The sequence below is a fragment of the Roseivirga sp. genome (assembly GCF_034669765.1).
Taxonomy (GTDB): Bacteria; Bacteroidota; Bacteroidia; order Cytophagales; family Cyclobacteriaceae; genus Roseivirga.
The window spans coordinates 64421-82032 of sequence record NZ_JAXMOQ010000009.1; the positions used below are offsets into that span (position 1 = coordinate 64421).

Genomic DNA, 17612 nt, shown 5'->3' on the forward strand with positions numbered 1-17612 from the left:
TTTTAAATATAGATTAGATTAGATATTAGAAATCGTACTTGTTTTTCAAGACAAAAGTAATGCATTAGAAAGGTCAAGGCTTTTTAACAAATGTTAACGTTTCGCTATGAATGACAACCATGCTTAACGTAAACTTAATATTCATTTTTTGATTCTACATTTAGATCAATTCACCAAATAAAATAGGGTCAAAACCCTTTATCTCAACTCTTTATTCTTAATAAAACACTAGGCTACTTTTTGAAAGAATCAGTATTCAGTATTTGTCTGTTTGTTTCTTGGTACAAAGTAAATGTTAAAAAAATGTAAAGTAAATTTTCCTTTCATAATTATTTAAAACCGTTCAAAAAATCTCAGAACTCGGTGTGTATAATGTAAAAAATAATAGTCTATTTTTTGTTAACCAATCCGATCGCTATATTCGATTAAAATGACACTACAAAGTGAACTATGAAGGTTTTTGCCCCCCTGTTTTTTTTACTTAGTCTACTATGCACTTCTTTTTCTGCCTTAGCACAAAAAGATTTGAGCTATTATTTGCCAACGAATGTGATTTATGATCAAAATATCCCCACACCTAAATCGGTATTAGGGCATGAAGTGGGCGAATGGCATGTAACTTATGATAAACTGGTCTTGTACATGAGAGCACTCGCTGCTGCCTCAGACCGAATTACCATTGAAGACATTGGCCGCACGCATGAAGGCCGCATGCAAGTAATGCTTACCATAACTCACCCTAACAATCAAGTAGGAATAGAGAAAATAAGAACAGACCACGTTTGGCTCACCTATCCTAATGAGTCGGATAAATTTGACATTAAGAAGATGCCTGCTGTTGTTTCTATGGGCTTTAGCATCCATGGAAATGAATCTTCTGGTTCAAATGCTGCCTTGCTTGTGGCTTATTATATGGCTGCTGCTCAAGGACCAGAAATTGAAACAGCACTTAGAAATACCGTAATTCTATTGGACCCTTCGCTGAACCCTGATGGTTTAAATCGTTTTTCAACTTGGGCCAACATTCATAAATCAAAAAACATCAACCCTGACCCGAATGATAGGGAATACAATGAGGTTTGGCCAGGTGCTAGAACTAATCATTATTGGTTCGACCTCAACCGTGACTGGCTTCCTGTTCAGCAACCAGAATCGCAAAACCGAGTAGCAAAATACCACCTTTGGAAGCCAAATGTATTCACTGACCATCACGAAATGGGTACCAATTCCACCTTCTTTTTCCAACCGGGTGTTCCTGCTAGAACACATCCGCTTACACCAAAAGAGAATCAAGAATTGACAGAAAAGATTGGTCAGTTCCATGCAGAAGCACTGGATAATATCGGCTCTCTCTATTTCACCAAAGAAGGATACGATGACTTCTATTATGGAAAAGGCTCAACCTTCCCCGATATTAATGGTGGTGTAGGTATTTTGTTCGAGCAAGCGAGTTCAAGGGGTCATGCGCAAGAAAGTGACAATGGCATTTTGGAATTCCCTTTTACTATAAAGAATCAATTCACCGCTGCCCTTTCTACATGGAAAGCCACAGTTGATATGCGCGAAGAATTACTTGAATATCAAAGAGACTTCTATAAGCGTGTATTGAGAGATGCGGATAACGATGACGTTAAAGCCTACATCTTCAAGGCGGAAAAAGACCCTGCTAGGTCATATCATTTGGCCGATATCTTAGACCAACAGGAAGTTGACTTTTATCGCCCATCTAGAAAGCTGAAGTTCAATAACGAAGAATACACCCCAGAGAATAGCTATATCATTCCTTTAAAGCAGCGGAATTACAAGCTAATCAAAGGTATGTTTGAGAAGAGAACCACTTTTGAAGACAGTCTCTTCTACGACATTTCTGGTTGGACCTACCCATTGGCCTTCGATCTTGAATATAGCGAACTGAGCAGCCGAGATTATGGCAGAAACCAATTGGGAGACAAAGTTATGAAGCCTGAATTTCCTAGAGGAAGCGTGATTGGTGGACAAAGTGCTTATGCCTATGTATTTGAATGGCATGGATATTACGCCCCGAGAGCAGCAAACCGTTTGCTCGAAAAAGGAATTAGAATTAAAGTAGCCACTAGCCCCTTTGGCAATGGCGAAAAAGTAAAATTCGATTACGGAGCCATCATGGTGCCTGTGAGCAATCAGAGTCTTTCAGAGCGCGATCTTTACTTAGAAATGCAAACCATTGCCAATACAGATGGAATTGATGTGTATGCCATGAATACTGGATTGACGGATGGTGTTTCATTAGGCAGCAATTCTTTCATCAATGTAGATAAGCCAGAAATCGCGCTCATTGTGGAATCAGGAAGCAGTGGCGATGCGGGCGAAGTTTGGCACTTATTAGACACCCGAATGGACATGAGAGTCACCAAGTTACCAGGTGATAGACTTGGGTCTTCTGTTATTAGCCGTTACAATACTATCGTGATTACAGGCGGGGTTGACCTATCTGAATCAGGAATGGAAAATCTTAAACAATGGATCAGAAATGGAGGCACGCTGATCGCCAGTAACAGTAGCGCTACAGCTTGGGCGGCCAGAAATAAACTTACACAGCTCAAATTTGTAGATGTAGAACAATACACTGGAGAAAAAATCACTTATGATCAAATCTCAAACTTCCAACGTGGGCAATCCATCCCTGGAGGGGTTTATATGAGCGAACTCGAATTATCACACCCAATGGCTTACGGCTATTACAACAAGGAGCTTCCGACCATGCGAAGAGGAAATCTAATGATTGAAGCTTCCGAAGACAAATTCTCTAATCCTGGCCGATATACGGAAGAACCCCTAATGAGTGGCTGGATTAACAAGCCCAACCTAGAAGCCTTAAAAGGTACTTCTACCATTAGAGTAAGTGCTTTTGGCCAGGGAAGAATAGTTTCTTTGGTGGACGACCCTAACTTCAGAGCCTTTTGGTATGGTACCAATAAGCTTATGATGAATGCCATTTTCTTTGGCAGAATAGTAAACTCCTCCGCAGCAAAGTAATTGATCAAATCATAGAAGATGAATAAGGTGGCTCGAACAAAGCCACCTTATTTACATTTTAAGCCAATCGTTTTAGAAAAAGTATTATTTTTGTTGAAATATTAAGCGTTGAATCAGAGACTTTTCCTTCTTGATAAAAACTACATCCTCAAACAAGTTCAGGCAGACCTGAAACTTGAGCTCCAAACGGAGTTGATTGAGGAAGTCAAGAAAGGTTATTCTAACCTCTATAACCCACTTGGCTTAATTGATGAACTCTCGGAAAAAGTAGCCGCTTTCAGTCCTACCCATTTATCTTTCTTTGACGAACTTTATAACACCATGGCGGGCATCTACCGCTATCAGGTGGAAGGCAATCAATTAGAACTTTTGTTTGACGGAAGAAGTCATTACGAAAAATACACAGCCGATTGGAAAGAAGGTTTTCATGCTTATGTAATGGAGCTTTGCCAGAAGAAAAGCTTTATCCTAGCAGGCCTCGAACTCACCGTTTTTCATTCCCCTGAGAAAAGGCTAGAACTGGCCCAAAACAGAATGAAGGTGTGTACTTTTGAGCATTTCGGCCTTAAGATTTACAAATACAAAGGCATTCAGAAATACATCAGCAAAAGCGCATAACCTTATCGCTTTATTTCACTGACCTAAACCACCTCTATTTCCACATTACTGAAGCCAGTGGACGAAAATCATCTATTCCTCAGTTAGTCGCTTGGTTCATTATCACATTTGTGCGTAGATTGAAATTGGTCAAAACAAAAAATCATGAACAAGGTCAGAACGCAAATCCCCTATTTCACCCTCTTGATCTTAATGGTGTGCTGTCTAGGTTGTGGTAGTAAGACAGAAGTTACAGAAACTGAATCCGTTCCTAAAGACGGACTTCAATCCTATAAATTGGATATCAGGGAAGATAAAACACCAGTTGCCGATCTAATCCAATCCATTGAAATTACTCGGTTAGAAGAGACGGAAGAATCTCTGCTGAGGGCTGTTGCTCAAGTCGAATTTCATGAGGACAAGATGATAATCCTTAGCCCTAGTAATGATGGAACAATTTACATCTATTCAAAAACAGGTGAGTTTTTAAATAAATTTAACCGAAAAGGGGAGGGTCCAGAAGAATACTCAAGGTGGACTAATGTTTGGCTTGAGAACGGTTTAATAGGCATTTATATCTATGGCAAATCCATCAATCGATATGATTTAGAAGGCAATTTCATTAGTCGAGATCGGCTGAACGAACGAGCTGAATATGTGTACCCATACAAATCAGGCTATGCACTAGATATGCATTTTGTATACACCCAGGATTCACTTAAATATTCTCTTGTGACCGTGGATAATGAGATGAAACTCGACAAGACACTTTTACCATTTGAGAAGCACCCTGGTTTTCGAAATCCTCAATTCCTTAATTCATTTTTCACTTTAGATGATGATTTGTTTTACCTACATAGTATGACTGATACTGTCTATAGAATAACCGCTGATTCAGTTGAGCCATTCATTCACTATGACTTTCAGGAGGATTGGTACTTCAAACCAGATGTTGAGGTAGAATCTAGGTTTTATGAAAAATCAAATAGAAAGGAACAAGTTTGGTTTGTGCTTAACAATATAGGTGAGAGCCACATTTACTTATATACCACCTTAGGTCCCCGGATGGACTATGATTTCCTTATTGATAGAGAAACCAAGCACAGCACAAGCATTGATTGGAGAATTTCGCCTAATAAGAAGTTAGATTTTTATGCAATCGACTGGAACGGGGATGAATTTCTAATTTCTTTAAGATCGAGCCATCTTACCCACCTTTTAGAACAGCTTGATCCAGAACAATATTCCTTTACCGAAGGTACTACACTAGAAGAAATTGAGTCTTCCGAAAATCCAGTGTTAGTTTCTATCAAGTTTAAATAGTATAAAGTGAGCCATCGAAAAGTTTAAACGAGAGACCACAGCAAGACGCCACGACCAGTGGCTAAATAGCTGAAAATTGCCGTGAAAGCCTTATTTCACCGTCATTACGAACCTGCTAAAGTCTTTAAAAGTGACCATACTGACGTGAAGCAATCTCACCGCTCAATTAATAAACACCTAAAACTTCCCCATAGTCATTATTATCTACAGGCTATAAGTAAGTTTTCATAAATTACATGAGATATACGCCACAAACGAGGTGTATAAATGTTAGTCGCAACTTACTTTGAGAAAAATCATTCAGAATATCAAATCAGCATCTAAAGCTAGAGAGTTTCTAACTGAGAAAAAATTCTATGAATGTATAGACTTATGCAATATGCAAATCGAGTTGACACCAAATGATTTTTATAGCTTCTATTATAGAGGACAATGCAAGACGCATTTGAAGCTATATGATGAGGCACTAAAGGATTTTAATGAGGCGTTAATCAATGCAGATAAAAATGCTTTTCCAAAACTAATGAAAGAGGAAAAGCAAGAGGTCGAAATTCGTATAGCCAACATTTATAGAAGACAAAGAAAAACAGAGAATGCCTTAGAAGTTCTTGAAATATTAATCAAAAAAAACCCAAAGTATTCAGGTGCATATACGGAAAAAGCTGGCATTTTATCAGATCTAGGGCAATATCAGGCAGCTTTGGACAATATTAACTTGGCGATCAATTATTCTCCAAACGATAAAAAGTTGATCAATTTTCGCGCAAAATTGATTAATTATATGACTAATTGAAGAAAGCAACAGATGTGGCTACAAATGCGGCTGATGGCGGTGCCGAAGCTTTTAGCAGCCTTAGGGCTTTGAATTTCATAGAGGATTTAATACCTCCTTCTGGCGGAAAATGGTTAAAACCATTACAGATAAACATTCTCACACATAGCCCACGGTTTAAACCGTGGGCTATGTTTTGGACTGCTCGCTCAGAACCGTTTTAACGGTTTATACTTCTGCAAATGAAAGTAGATTATTGAAAATACAAACCATCAACCAACTTCATAAACATTATTATATGCATTCTATATCGAAGTTTTCATAAATTACAGGAGATACATACGCCACCAATATGGCGCATATTTAACACTTTCCGTTTTGCATTTATAACATAACTGATATACAAATTATATTAAGCATATCTTTGTTTTCGTTTATAAAATAATGTAGTATCGAACTTCTTGAAAATAGAGCAGAACATATCGCGCTTAAAGCATCTAATGCAAATGTATCGTCTAACAGAAGACGATCTATTGACTCAAGTTGGTCAAGGATTTAAAACTCCTCTGGCTAGGTCAGACTTGTTTTCAAAAGATATCAAGCTAAATTATCTAAAGAGAATTGATAAAATCTTCGAAAAAGGGCTTCATTATTACCTTGACCCAAAAGCTCCAGAGGATTCAAAAGAAGCTAGTATTTTCTTTCGAAAAACAAGCTTTGCTACAGATGAACTAAGTCTTGGAGCGGTCAAGACTGTTAACAAATTTGAAGAGCTCAAACTATCTTTAGAGGCAATTGCTACCCTTTCTGAAATTGAATACACAAGAAAAATTCGAAAGTATAACATCAATGAAAATTCGCAGAGAGCTGCACTTGAGATTAGAGAATTAATTAATCCAGTTTTTACAGAGAAAAGAAGAGACTTCTTAAAGCTGCTTATTTCAAAGCTAGCAGAAATGAATGTACTCGTATTTGAGTTTATTGAAACACACAATAAAAAGGAGAAAGCAAATATTGATGGCTTTTTCCTAAAGCCAAACTTTATAGTTCTTAAGAGACACCAATCATTTCGAAGAGAGATTTTCACTCTTGCTCATGAACTTGGTCACTACTTATTGGATGAAGAAGAAGTGGAAAAAATTGATTACTTCGGAATGGCTGAAAAAAACATTTCAAAAATAGAAAGGTGGTGCAATGATTTTGCATTTGCATTTTTGGCAGGTCCCTATCTAACCACTTTAAATTCTTTAGGAGTAGCCAACTCGACAAATGACTATCATATTAGTGAAGTTGAACAAATTTCAAAAAAAACTCATTTGAGTGAAATGGCAATTTTCACAAGATTGCTTTATCAAAAACAAATAAGTCCGACCAGTTACAGTAATATTAGAAATGATTACCAAGAACAGTTTCAGTTAAGGCAAAAAGAAAAGGAAAGAGAAAAACAACTGCTGAAAGAGCAAGGGATTAAACAGCGAGGTTCTGTGGCACAACCAATTCCTTCACCACTTTTTATATCAACAATTCAAACAGCATTTTATGAAGGTATTCTTAATGAATATGAGGTAAGTAAAAGGTTAAATATTAAACCTGAAAAACTAGAAAAGTATATTCAATGATAGTGGTAATCGATACAAGCTCTCTATTGGCCTTGGTTCGTTACTATGGTCATTTCGACAAAGAACAAAAAATATATTCCTTTTTCAGACAAAAGATTATCGATGGAGATCTTATCATAATAGATGAAGTATTAAGTGAATGTAAAGGAACATCGAAGGGTCTAGTGATTAAGAAACTCGATTTTCTGGATGATAAAAATTTTCAAAAGGAGAATAAGATTCCAACTCGAACTGCTAATATGATCGCTCCGGCTCCAACCAAATTTTTGAATCTTGTTGATAATAATTTTACAACTCCGAGAGCTAAAACTCTTACATCTGCTCAATTTGAAGTAAGAAAGGCAGAATTTTTAAACTCTGCCGATATGAGAATGATTATTTATGTCCTTAATAGAATTCATAAAGAGAAGAATTTAGATATTAGGATTGTCACTGAAGAGACGGAATTTGCCAACGACAATAAAGCTTTCAAGAAAATACCTGCCATTTGTAGACAATTAGGTATTCAAAATCTGACACTACCTGAGCTGCTTCATGAATACAAAGGGATAGATTTAATAATAGAATAGATTTTAGTTGGACATTAAAGTCAATTAAAAAACCAGAATCTCAACGAGACGTCACGACAAGTGCGCTGAGAAGGTTTACCGCTTTATTTCGAACCCCTCAAATCCACTCGCTTCAATACTTTCTACAAGTACTTTTTCAACGCTCGCATTGGATGGCCCATGATGGCACCAGCTCACCAAAGCATTTAAGTTTTCATCAGAGCCCTCGGCTATAATTAAAACAGATCCGTCTGGTTCATTCTTACACCAACCTTTGATGCCAAGCCGCCTTGCTTGCTCTTGGGATGAAGCTCGAAAATAGACGCCTTGAACTTTACCTGTTACCTTAATTCTTTTGGCTTGCATAGTATTCTTCCATAATGGAAACTGCGGAGGAAACACCCAGTCTATCGGCTCCGGCATTAATGAGCGCTTGAGCATCGGCTAAAGTTTTAATACCTCCAGAGGCTTTTAGCCCTACATTCGAAGGCAAACTTTTACGCATCAGTTCAATGTGTTCTACTGTTGCACCTGCGCCAGAAAAACCCGTAGAGGTTTTTACAAAGTCGGTTCCGGCATCGGCACAAAGTTTAGAGGCCAACACAATTTCTTCATCGGTCAAGTAAGAAGTTTCAATGATCACCTTCATTAGGCAATCAGCCTCATGAATTATTTTAGAACACTTGGCCAGTTCTATTTTCGTCCAAGGCAAACCCGTTTTAAAAGCCGAAATGTTCATGACGATATCCAACTCATTGGCACCGTTTTCAATCGCCTTTTCAATCTCGGTTACTTTGGCTTCTGTCATTTGGTAACCCAAAGGAAAACCAATCACCGTTACCAACTGAATATCGGCAGTACCAATTTCTCTAGCGGCTTTCTTCACCCAAAAGGGTGGAACACAAATCCCAAACAACTGATGTTCCTTAGCCTCAGCCACCAAACGATCAATGTCGTTTGCGGTAATGGTCGGCTTAAGATTAGTGTGTTCTAGGTAATGATTAATGTCCATCTACAAAATCTTGGAGGTACGCGTAATCAGGCATCAGTTTACCATTTTGGCAAATGGTAGCCCTTCCAATAATTTGATCTTTGTCGTCACCCACAAGGTTGGGCAGAATATGCCTAAGAAATTCCTTCCCGAAATCTTCAGAGGCATTTCTAGGTAATTCGCAAGGCAAATTATCCACCGCCATCACGGTAATATTTCCCTCATCAGCAAAAGCAGACTCTTCCTTGTTATCGCTTGGGTTGTAGTCGTAAACAGGGTCAGCAATCGTGCTAGGTCGGATTGTAGAAGGAATCGAACCTTCAATATCACAAGTGATGTCTGCAATTACTCGAATCTTAAATTCACTTCTGTTGGCATCCTCTTTAGTGAAAAGCGCGGGAGCTTTCGGGTCCCAAAAAGCACCAGCAATTAGTATATCCGCCTTTCTAGCATATTGCCCAAAACTCGACTCGTAATTCGCTGGATTCTGATAAAATTCATCTCGGCTAAAAGAACCGCCATCGATGCGTTGGTTGTAATCTCTGGTATTGAGTTGGGTATATACAGGCTCGTTGAAATATTCGGTCAAAAACTCCACAGGGCTTACTTTTCTTATTTTCATTCCAGTAAGTACTTCCATCGCTCCCTTAGAAACACGACCACCACCGGTAAGCGCAATTTTAATGGCTGGCAATTTCACCTTGGCATATTCCTTCTGCATGTCTTCCATATCGAAGCATTCGTTGGCAGGCCGTAAATGAAAAAGGTTATAGCGTTTTCCGAAAGTCAGAATTCCATTATAGGCGCCAACAATTCCCGCATAGCGGCCAAAAGCGATTAACCTTTGATGTTGCAAATTGGTCAGGCATTCCCAGTCAATCAGTCTGATTTGCTTTTGAAGAATGGTTTGAAGCAAGCCCCTATTGTACTCTTGCTTCTTCATGGTATGCGAGAAAAAGAAATGGGTTTTTCCATCGGCAAGCATTTCAACCGGAACTTCCTTTACGCCCAAAATAATATCGCAATCAGATACATCATCCACCAAAATAGCTCCCGCCTGCTGATATTCTGAATCTTCGAAACAACGAATATCGCTTCGCTGACAATGTACAGTCACATTATCATAAGTATTCAATAGCGTTTCAACTTGAGTTGGAGTAACCGGTACGCGCCTGTCTACTGGCACTTTACCTTCTTTTATGATTCCGATTTTCAATTCTTGCATGCCCAAAGTTAATGATTAGTTGAAAGCTTCGAAACTGGATTTGCCGGACTTATTTTGTCCAGAATCGCTGAAGGCAAAAGACTTACTTGATGTCTAGAATAGAGATTTCTATTCTGCGGTTTTTGGGAGAAATTCCGGCTTCAATGGGTTTACTTTCACCGTAACCTTTATAAACAAACGCTCCTATTGGTAATCCTTTATTTATAAAGTAGTTAAGCACTGATTTTGCCCTTTCGGTAGATAAATTCATGTTATAGCCTTCCTCACCTGAGGTGTCTGTATGCCCCCCAATTTCTACAATGATTTCAGGGTTATCCCTGATGAAGTCTACTACGATATCCAGTTCCTTGGTGGCCTTCGTGCTGAGTTCAGCGCTGTTCAGTTCGAACAAAATATCGTTTAGAATTACCTTCTCCCCTTTTCTCATAGGTCGAAGATAAATGGCGGCTTCATTTCCACTTTTCCATAGCGCATCCACTTCTTCTTTATAAAGCAGATAACCCCTCTTTTTCACATACAGATTGGCATCTTCCACTTGCGGCAAAACCAGATTAAATCGGCCACTTTCAAAGTCGGAATAGGTGCGTGATCGAATGGAATCTTTGGCGATATCAGCCACATAGATTTCAGAGAAAAGAGGAGTGCTATCAGCAGCGCTGAGCACTAAACCTCGTTTGTAATCCACCAGTTGTTTGGGGATTAAATCGTCTGGCAGTTTGAACCGATATAAGCTCGAAGAACCATCAAAAAGGTTGTCGCTGTAATAGGCCCAGCCATCAATGCTGATGGTATAGCCCACTTGATTTCTGTGATTATTGATGGGAAAACCCAAATTCTCTGGCTCCGACCATTCTCCCTGTCCAAGCTGTTCTGTTCCGTATAAATCATAGCCACCAAAGCCCAATCTGCCGCGTGAAGCAAAGAATAAATTGACCCCATTGGGATGAATATACGGAGAGCAATCATCGAAACGAGTGTTGATGCTTGGCCCTAAGTTCACGGCTTCCATCCATTTCCCATTCTGTTTGGTCGACTTCCAAATGTCTTGCCCGCCTTCGCCTTTCGGTCGGGCACTGACAAAGTAGAGTTCACGCCCATCTTGAGAAAGCGAAGGTTGTGATTCCCAATGAAGTGTATTCACCGTCTCCCCTAAATTTCTCGGCTTCGACCAATCATTCCCTTCTCTATAACTGATGTACAAATCGCAGCTTCCAAGGCCGTCTGGCGCATTGCAAGCGGTGTAGACCAAAGTATTTCCGTCAGCAGAAATGGAGGCAGTTCCTTCATTTCTTTCAGTATTAATTTTCTTTGAAATTTCCAGCGGTGGGCTCCATGCCTCGCCATCCTTCTGGCTAAAGAAAAGGTTTTCATCGCCCCTGCCGTAATTATCGCGAACGGTATAGACCAAAAGACCAGCAGCCGTAATGGAAGGGAAATACTGTTGCGGCCGATTATTAATTGGGGCAGGAAGTTCTTCAAAATCAATGTTTCGGGGATTGGAACTTCCTTGAAGAGCATAATCAATGGAGGAAGTAACGATTTCAAAAAGTGCATCATCTAAGCCCTCCACTCTGCCCTCAATCTGATCTTTAAGGCCTTTGGCTTGTTCATATTTTCCTTCAGAAAACAAGGCATAAGCAGCATCGGCCAGCATTCTATTTTTGAATTGTTGATCAACCTCTTCCACATATTCATCATAAAGTTGAAGCGCTTTTTCAAGCTCTCCCCTCTTGATCAAGATCTGATGTGTCAGCAAAACGGCTTCATCAAAGCTATCATCACGCTTTAAAGCATCGAGTAAAAGGTTATAAGACTTGTAGTAATTGCCAACGTGATCGAGCGATTGCGCCTCTTTGTAAAGCTCAATGGCTTTCTTATTTCGGGTATGAAGTTTATCCTCCTCTTGGCCGTTGGCCAGAAGAATACAAAAGAGTAGGGATATGATAATGAAAAACCTCAAATAGCTAAACTACGGTATATTCATAAACTTATGAGTCTGTAAAGATATTTTCCACTTGGGGTTATTTTTTACATACTCAATAATTTCAGGCAACATTTTCTCCGACTGATCCCATTCTGGCTGCATGTACAATATACAGTCCTTGTTCATTTTCGCAGCGTGGCCTTCCGCCCATTTAAAGTCACTTTTATTGTAAATAATGACTTTGAGCTCATCGGCTTCCGCATAAAATTCGTCTTTTGGGGCTTTAAATTTCTTGGGAGAAAAACACAACCAATCCCAATGGCCTGAAAGCGGATGTGCACCAGAAGTTTCAATATTCGTTTGAAAACCTGCTGCATGAAGTTGGCTTGTCAACTCCGTCATATCGTACATTAAAGGCTCTCCACCCGTCACCACAGCCAAACGACCAGGATGAGCCGAAGCTTTAGTAACGATTTCCTCCACCGATTCTTTTGGCCATTGGCTGGCGTCCCAAGAATCTTTCACATCGCACCAAACGCAACCTACATCGCAGCCGCCCAATCGAATAAAATATGCTGAATTTCCGGAGAAATGACCTTCTCCCTGAATTGTATAAAAAGCTTCCATGATAGGAAGCTGTATGATTTCCTTTGTTTTTGACATTCCAATTTTTTAAAGCAGGAGTTGAAACTGCAGCCCTGTTTGACGGATCCTGATCGCGAACACTCGGGACAGGATGACTTCGAGGCGGTTAAACTAATTTTTGTGAAGTAAGGTAAGTGTTCCAGAGCAATGACGCGATCGTCATTGGACCAACGCCACCGGGTACTGGTGTAATGAACTCACACTTTGGTGCTACTTCATCAAACTTTACATCGCCTTTCAACTTAAAGCCCGACTTGGTTTGATCAGATGGAACTCTATGAATTCCAACATCGATTACGGTTGCTCCTTCTTTTACCATATCAGCAGAAACAAAGCCTTCCTTACCAATCGCAACGATCAAAATATCGGCTTGCTTAGTGATTTCAGCTAAGTTTTTGGTTCGGCTGTGGCAAAGGGTTACGGTAGCATTTCCGGGATTGCCGTTTCTAGACATCAATACACTGATAGGCGTACCCACCGTATTGCTTCGGCCAATCACCACACAATGTTTTCCTGAGGTTTCAATACCGTTGCGCTCGAGCAAAAGCATCATTCCTTTTGGTGTGGCAGGTAAAAGCGTAGGTAAACCCAAAAGCATTTTACCCAAATTCACTGGGTGGAATCCGTCCACATCTTTATTGGGAAGAATGGCCTCCACTACTTTTTGCTCATCAATTTGTTTTGGAAGCGGCACTTGAACGATAAAGCCATCAATTTCAGGGTCATCATTCAATTTTTGAACAGTAGCCAAAACTTCAGCTTCAGAAGTCTCTTCAGAGAGGTGAATCAAAGTAGAGCCAAAGCCGATTTGCTCGCAGGCTTTTACTTTGGCGTTTACGTAAGTTTGGCTTGCGCCATCATTACCCACCAAAACAGCAGCCAAATGAGGGACTTTACCTCCTTCAGCCTTTATCTGTGCTACTTTTTCTTTCAACTCATCTTTTATGGATTGAGCTGTACCTTTTCCGTCCAATAATTGATATGCCATTACTTTTACTTTAGTCTAACTTAAGCACCGCCATAAAGGCTTCTTGTGGAATTTCCACATTACCTACCTGACGCATTCTTTTCTTACCTTTTTTCTGCTTTTCTAAAAGCTTACGCTTTCTGGAAATATCACCACCGTAACATTTTGCCAATACGTTTTTACGTAAAGCTTTTACTGATTCCCTTGCAATAATCTTGGTGCCAATGGAGGCCTGAATGGCAATCTCAAACATTTGGCGTGGAATCAACTCCTGCAATTTCTCACAGAGTCTTTTTCCCCAATCATAGGCTTTGTCTTTATGTACAATGGCCGAAAGTGCATCTACTTTTTCTCCGTTGAGCATAATATCCAGTTTCACCATGGTAGACTGGCGGAAACCAATCAACTCATAATCAAGCGATGCATAACCACGAGAAATCGTTTTGAGTTTATCGAAGAAATCGAAAACGATTTCAGCCAATGGCATTTCAAAACTCAGTTCAACCCTATCACTCGTAAGGTAAACTTGATTTTTAATCAAGCCCCTTTTGTCCATACATAGATTGATGATGCCACCTACATACTCAGACTTAGAAATGATTTGAGCACGAATAAATGGCTCTTCCAAATGAGAAATGGAAGACGCATCGGGCATTTCAGATGGCGCATTAATTTTAAGAATCGATCCATCTGTTCTTACTGCGTGAAACTGAACTGAAGGAACGGTAGTAATTACCGTCATGTCAAATTCACGCTCTAATCTTTCCTGAATAATCTCCAAATGGAGCATCCCCAAGAAACCACAACGGAAACCAAAGCCCAAAGCGGCAGAAGTTTCAGGTTCCCAAACCAAGGAAGCATCATTCAATTGAAGCTTTTCCATTGAAGCCCTCAATTCTTCGAATTCAGAGGTTTCCACAGGGTAAATACCTGCGAAAACCATTGGCTTCACATCTTCAAAGCCTTTAATAATTTTGGTCGTTGGTCGATCTGGATGAGTGATGGTATCACCCACTTTCACTTCCTTGGCCACTTTAATACCTGAAATGAGGTAGCCCACATTTCCTGCGCTAATTTCTTTTTCTGGCTGCTGTTTCAGTTTCAGCACACCAATTTCATCGGCATTATAGATCTTATCCGTATTCACGAATTTAATCTTATCTCCCTTTTTGATTGTACCGTCAAAAACACGGAAAATTACTTCGATCCCTCTAAAAGAGTTGAAAACTGAATCGAAGATCATCGCTCTCAAAGGCTCCTTAGGATCACCTTTTGGTGCTGGAATTTTTTCAACAATGGCCGTTAAAATATCTTCGATACCCAAACCTTCTTTTCCACTTGCTCTAATGACGTCTTCGGGATCGCAGCCGATAAGCTCTACCACCTGATCCGTCATTTCTTCAGGCATGGCGCCTGGTAAATCTATTTTATTGAGCACTGGAATAATCTCCAGGTCGTGATTCAAAGCCAAATAAAGGTTAGAAATGGTTTGCGCCTCCACACCCTGAGAAGCATCTACAATAAGCAATGCGCCTTCGCAGGCAGCAATTGATCGAGATACTTCATATGAAAAATCCACGTGTCCGGGGGTGTCGATAAGGTTGAGGGTATATTCCTCGCCCTTATGCATATATTTCATTTGGATTGCGTGACTCTTGATAGTAATACCACGTTCACGTTCCAAGTCCATGTTGTCCAACAACTGATTCTGCATGTCGCGATCGCCAACCGTTCCAGTGAACTGAAGTAGACGATCGGCCAAAGTACTCTTACCGTGGTCGATGTGTGCGATAATACAGAAATTCCTGATTCTCTCCATAGTTTTTAAAAGAAGTGCAAAAATAGAAAATTATGATGCATTTGCTTTGTGGGGATAACCATTAATTTTGCACTATGTTATTGGCAGACAAGAAAAAGAGACAGAACCTATCGGAATACATCGTTTACATGTACCAAACCGAAATGTTGGTTCGAAATTTTGAATTCGATATTCAAAAAATTGAGAACCATGTGGTAAAGAATATTCCTGAAGAAAGCTTAAATGCGGAAGGAAAAGCGGAATTGACCGAGTGGTACAAAGTCATAATTGCTCAAATGAAGGAGGAAGCGCTGGAACGCGAAGGCCACCTGAGTTTTGTTCAGGAGGAAGTAAAACGCCTTTCCGACCTCAGTTTACAACTTCAGGTGAATGACGAAAACTATCGTGCAATTTTCAACCGTGCCCGCCCTGCTATTCGTGCTTCTATTGTTGAGTCCAATGGCTTAATTAACGACCCCATTCAAGCTTGCCTTAATGGTATTTTGGGCCTACTGATCGCCAGAATGAACGGAAAAGAAATTCTAGACGACACCTTAGCACAGCTTGATCATTTTGGGAATGTACTTTCTTACCTGTCGGTGAAGATTAGTTATTAGTTAAGGGGTGATTAGTTAAGAGGGAATGAGTAGATCAGGGAGTTGTCAATTCAATTTATCTTGGCGTTTAAGGTAAGTTGAATAGTATCCGCCAATAAGTATTGCTAATTCTTCTGGAGTTCCTTCAATTGCTGTTAGCTCAATCTCTTCTTTCTCTTTATAATCCTTCTCTATAATTAGAATCAATCTGTCATCATAATTAGTGGGAGACTTTCTCACGTACATATTCCTAACCACACGCCACGATATATACTGACTCTTTGTTTCAATACCCATAGAATTAATGGTGAGCTTTGGTCTTTTATCCAAAATTGGAATGATACCAACCAAGGAGATAATTAAAAAAAACGCTATCACTTGCAGGAACTCCGTAATCTCATAAGGCTTGTTTCGGAATAGATGATTAAATAAAAGAACCAAATTTAGCACTGCAAACATGGTAAGCATAACATATAGATAACCCTTATAATAAGTCTTAGAGTTACGCAGGATTAAAGGTGGTTTTTCTTCTTCAACAGACTGATCAATCGGAATTTCTATAAAGTCAGTAGAGTTTATTATGTGCCAAAAATTTTCCTTTTTCCCTTCTAATTTCATCAGGGTTGAATTTATGAAAAACCTAAACTAAAAGAATGCACTTATGACTGATTTCTGATATGCCGATCAACTATACCCCCTAACCAATATACCCATAACTGATTCCCTGATCACTCCTCCCTAATAACCAATACACTAATAACTACTTCCCGAAGGGAGAGTCGGGTTCTTTCGCGAAAACATTGAATACGATTTTATCCATTCGGCCGGGCATCCATTTATTGAGGAAAACGGCCAATTTACCTTGGCTGGTAAATACAATGTCGCGCTTTCTTTTTTGAATGGCCTTGATAATGCCTTGCGCAACTTCTTCTGCCGTCATCATTTTTCCTTCATCACGAGGCGATTCACCTTGGGAAGTACCGTCAGCGGTAAGTGCCGCATTTCTGATATTTGTTCCAGTAAAGCCAGGGCAGGCCACGAGTACGTGAACACCTCTGTGCATCACTTCTGTACGTAGTGATTCCATAAAGCCATTCATCGCGTATTTTGAAGCGGTGTAAGCGGTTCTGGCTGGTGTACCTCGGTAACCATTAATTGACGACACGCCCACAATGGAGCCTTTCGTTTTTAATATTTCAGGAAGACAGTATTTGGTGGCGTAAAGGGTTCCGTAAAAGTTAATGTCCATTACTTTTTTGAAAACATCCATTTCGATTTCTTCGAAAAGTGCGCGCATGGAAATACCCGCATTATTGATTAGGATATCAATTTTACCAAAGGTTTTTACGGTTTCGTTGACCAGAATTTTATTGTCTTTTTCTTTGGCTACATCTAGTTTTAGACAAAGATTTCGGGTTTTCATGCCATCCAGCATTTCGGCCACTTCATTGAGGCGTGCTTCATTTCTACCAGTAATGACAATATGTGCGCCCAGTTTAGCAAACTCAATGGCCAATGCTTTTCCAATACCCGAAGAAGCTCCTGTGATGATGACAACTTTGTTTTTCATGCTTAATATTTACGCAAAGATA

The 17612-nt window shown here is 39.7% G+C and carries 17 protein-coding genes; 8 read left to right on the top strand and 9 right to left on the bottom strand.

Features of this window, described 5'->3' with window-relative positions; all coding sequences use genetic code 11:
* The first annotated feature begins 450 nt into the window (after positions 1 to 450).
* From VOI17_RS16315 to VOI17_RS16345, 7 genes are all read left to right on the top strand, one after another.
* Positions 451 to 3015 (top strand): M14 family metallopeptidase, encoded by a 2565-nt coding sequence (locus VOI17_RS16315; protein ID WP_323758293.1) that lies wholly within the window; start codon positions 451 to 453, stop codon positions 3013 to 3015.
* Positions 3016 to 3123: 108 nt separating this feature from the next.
* Positions 3124 to 3633 carry a hypothetical protein gene (locus tag VOI17_RS16320; RefSeq protein ID WP_323758294.1) on the top strand — a complete coding sequence of 170 codons (510 nt, stop codon included), beginning with the start codon at positions 3124 to 3126 and terminating at the stop codon, positions 3631 to 3633.
* 144 nt (positions 3634 to 3777) lie between these two features.
* Complete coding sequence (locus tag VOI17_RS16325; protein ID WP_323758295.1) at positions 3778 to 4935, top strand: 6-bladed beta-propeller; 1158 nt, start codon at positions 3778 to 3780, stop codon at positions 4933 to 4935.
* 286 nt (positions 4936 to 5221) lie between these two features.
* Entirely contained in the window at positions 5222 to 5728 is a 507-nt protein-coding gene (locus tag VOI17_RS16330) for a tetratricopeptide repeat protein (protein WP_323758296.1), read from the top strand.
* Positions 5725 to 5931 (top strand): hypothetical protein, encoded by a 207-nt coding sequence (locus VOI17_RS16335; RefSeq protein ID WP_323758297.1) that lies wholly within the window; start codon positions 5725 to 5727, stop codon positions 5929 to 5931. Before VOI17_RS16330 ends, VOI17_RS16335 begins: the two co-directional genes overlap by 4 nt.
* Before the next feature lie 276 nt (positions 5932 to 6207).
* Positions 6208 to 7326 carry an ImmA/IrrE family metallo-endopeptidase gene (locus VOI17_RS16340; protein WP_323758298.1) on the top strand — a complete coding sequence of 373 codons (1119 nt, stop codon included), beginning with the start codon at positions 6208 to 6210 and terminating at the stop codon, positions 7324 to 7326.
* On the top strand, positions 7323 to 7895 hold the full coding sequence (locus VOI17_RS16345) for a DUF4411 family protein (protein WP_323758299.1): 573 nt from the start codon (positions 7323 to 7325) through the stop codon (positions 7893 to 7895). The genes VOI17_RS16340 and VOI17_RS16345 overlap by 4 nt, the downstream gene beginning before the upstream one ends.
* 75 nt (positions 7896 to 7970) lie before the next feature.
* Here the strand turns inward: VOI17_RS16345 and VOI17_RS16350 are convergent, their stop codons facing one another.
* The 7 genes from VOI17_RS16350 to lepA all read right to left on the bottom strand — a co-directional run bounded on the left by VOI17_RS16350 (position 7971) and on the right by lepA (position 15445).
* Positions 7971 to 8240: an acylphosphatase gene (locus VOI17_RS16350; protein WP_323758300.1), complete on the bottom strand. Its 270-nt coding sequence runs from the start codon at positions 8238 to 8240 to the stop codon at positions 7971 to 7973.
* Positions 8221 to 8886: a deoxyribose-phosphate aldolase gene (gene deoC, locus VOI17_RS16355; protein ID WP_323758301.1), complete on the bottom strand. Its 666-nt coding sequence runs from the start codon at positions 8884 to 8886 to the stop codon at positions 8221 to 8223. Before deoC ends, VOI17_RS16350 begins: the two co-directional genes overlap by 20 nt.
* Positions 8876 to 10090 carry an NAD(P)-dependent oxidoreductase gene (locus VOI17_RS16360; protein ID WP_323758302.1) on the bottom strand — a complete coding sequence of 405 codons (1215 nt, stop codon included), beginning with the start codon at positions 10088 to 10090 and terminating at the stop codon, positions 8876 to 8878. The genes deoC and VOI17_RS16360 overlap by 11 nt, the downstream gene beginning before the upstream one ends.
* 82 nt (positions 10091 to 10172) lie before the next feature.
* Positions 10173 to 12050: an OmpA family protein gene (locus VOI17_RS16365; protein ID WP_323758303.1), complete on the bottom strand. Its 1878-nt coding sequence runs from the start codon at positions 12048 to 12050 to the stop codon at positions 10173 to 10175.
* Between the two features lie 9 nt (positions 12051 to 12059).
* Positions 12060 to 12677, bottom strand: coding sequence for a 7-carboxy-7-deazaguanine synthase QueE (locus tag VOI17_RS16370; protein ID WP_323758304.1), 618 nt, complete (start codon positions 12675 to 12677; stop codon positions 12060 to 12062).
* A gap of 88 nt (positions 12678 to 12765) precedes the next feature.
* Positions 12766 to 13647 (bottom strand): bifunctional methylenetetrahydrofolate dehydrogenase/methenyltetrahydrofolate cyclohydrolase FolD, encoded by an 882-nt coding sequence (gene folD, locus VOI17_RS16375; protein ID WP_323758305.1) that lies wholly within the window; start codon positions 13645 to 13647, stop codon positions 12766 to 12768.
* A gap of 10 nt (positions 13648 to 13657) precedes the next feature.
* Positions 13658 to 15445 (bottom strand): translation elongation factor 4, encoded by a 1788-nt coding sequence (gene lepA / locus VOI17_RS16380; protein ID WP_323758306.1) that lies wholly within the window; start codon positions 15443 to 15445, stop codon positions 13658 to 13660.
* Positions 15446 to 15519: 74 nt separating this feature from the next.
* On the opposite strand from lepA, the gene VOI17_RS16385 reads away from it, so the two are divergent.
* The gene (locus VOI17_RS16385) at positions 15520 to 16041 is read left to right on the top strand and encodes a DUF4924 family protein (RefSeq protein ID WP_323758307.1); all 522 of its coding nucleotides are present in this window, start codon (positions 15520 to 15522) and stop codon (positions 16039 to 16041) included.
* Between the two features lie 45 nt (positions 16042 to 16086).
* Here the strand turns inward: VOI17_RS16385 and VOI17_RS16390 are convergent, their stop codons facing one another.
* Both VOI17_RS16390 and VOI17_RS16395 read right to left on the bottom strand, forming a co-directional pair.
* Positions 16087 to 16638, bottom strand: coding sequence for a hypothetical protein (locus VOI17_RS16390; RefSeq protein ID WP_323758308.1), 552 nt, complete (start codon positions 16636 to 16638; stop codon positions 16087 to 16089).
* A 142-nt stretch (positions 16639 to 16780) separates the two neighbouring features.
* Positions 16781 to 17590 (bottom strand): SDR family oxidoreductase, encoded by an 810-nt coding sequence (locus tag VOI17_RS16395; RefSeq protein ID WP_323758309.1) that lies wholly within the window; start codon positions 17588 to 17590, stop codon positions 16781 to 16783.
* Positions 17591 to 17612: the final 22 nt, after the last annotated feature.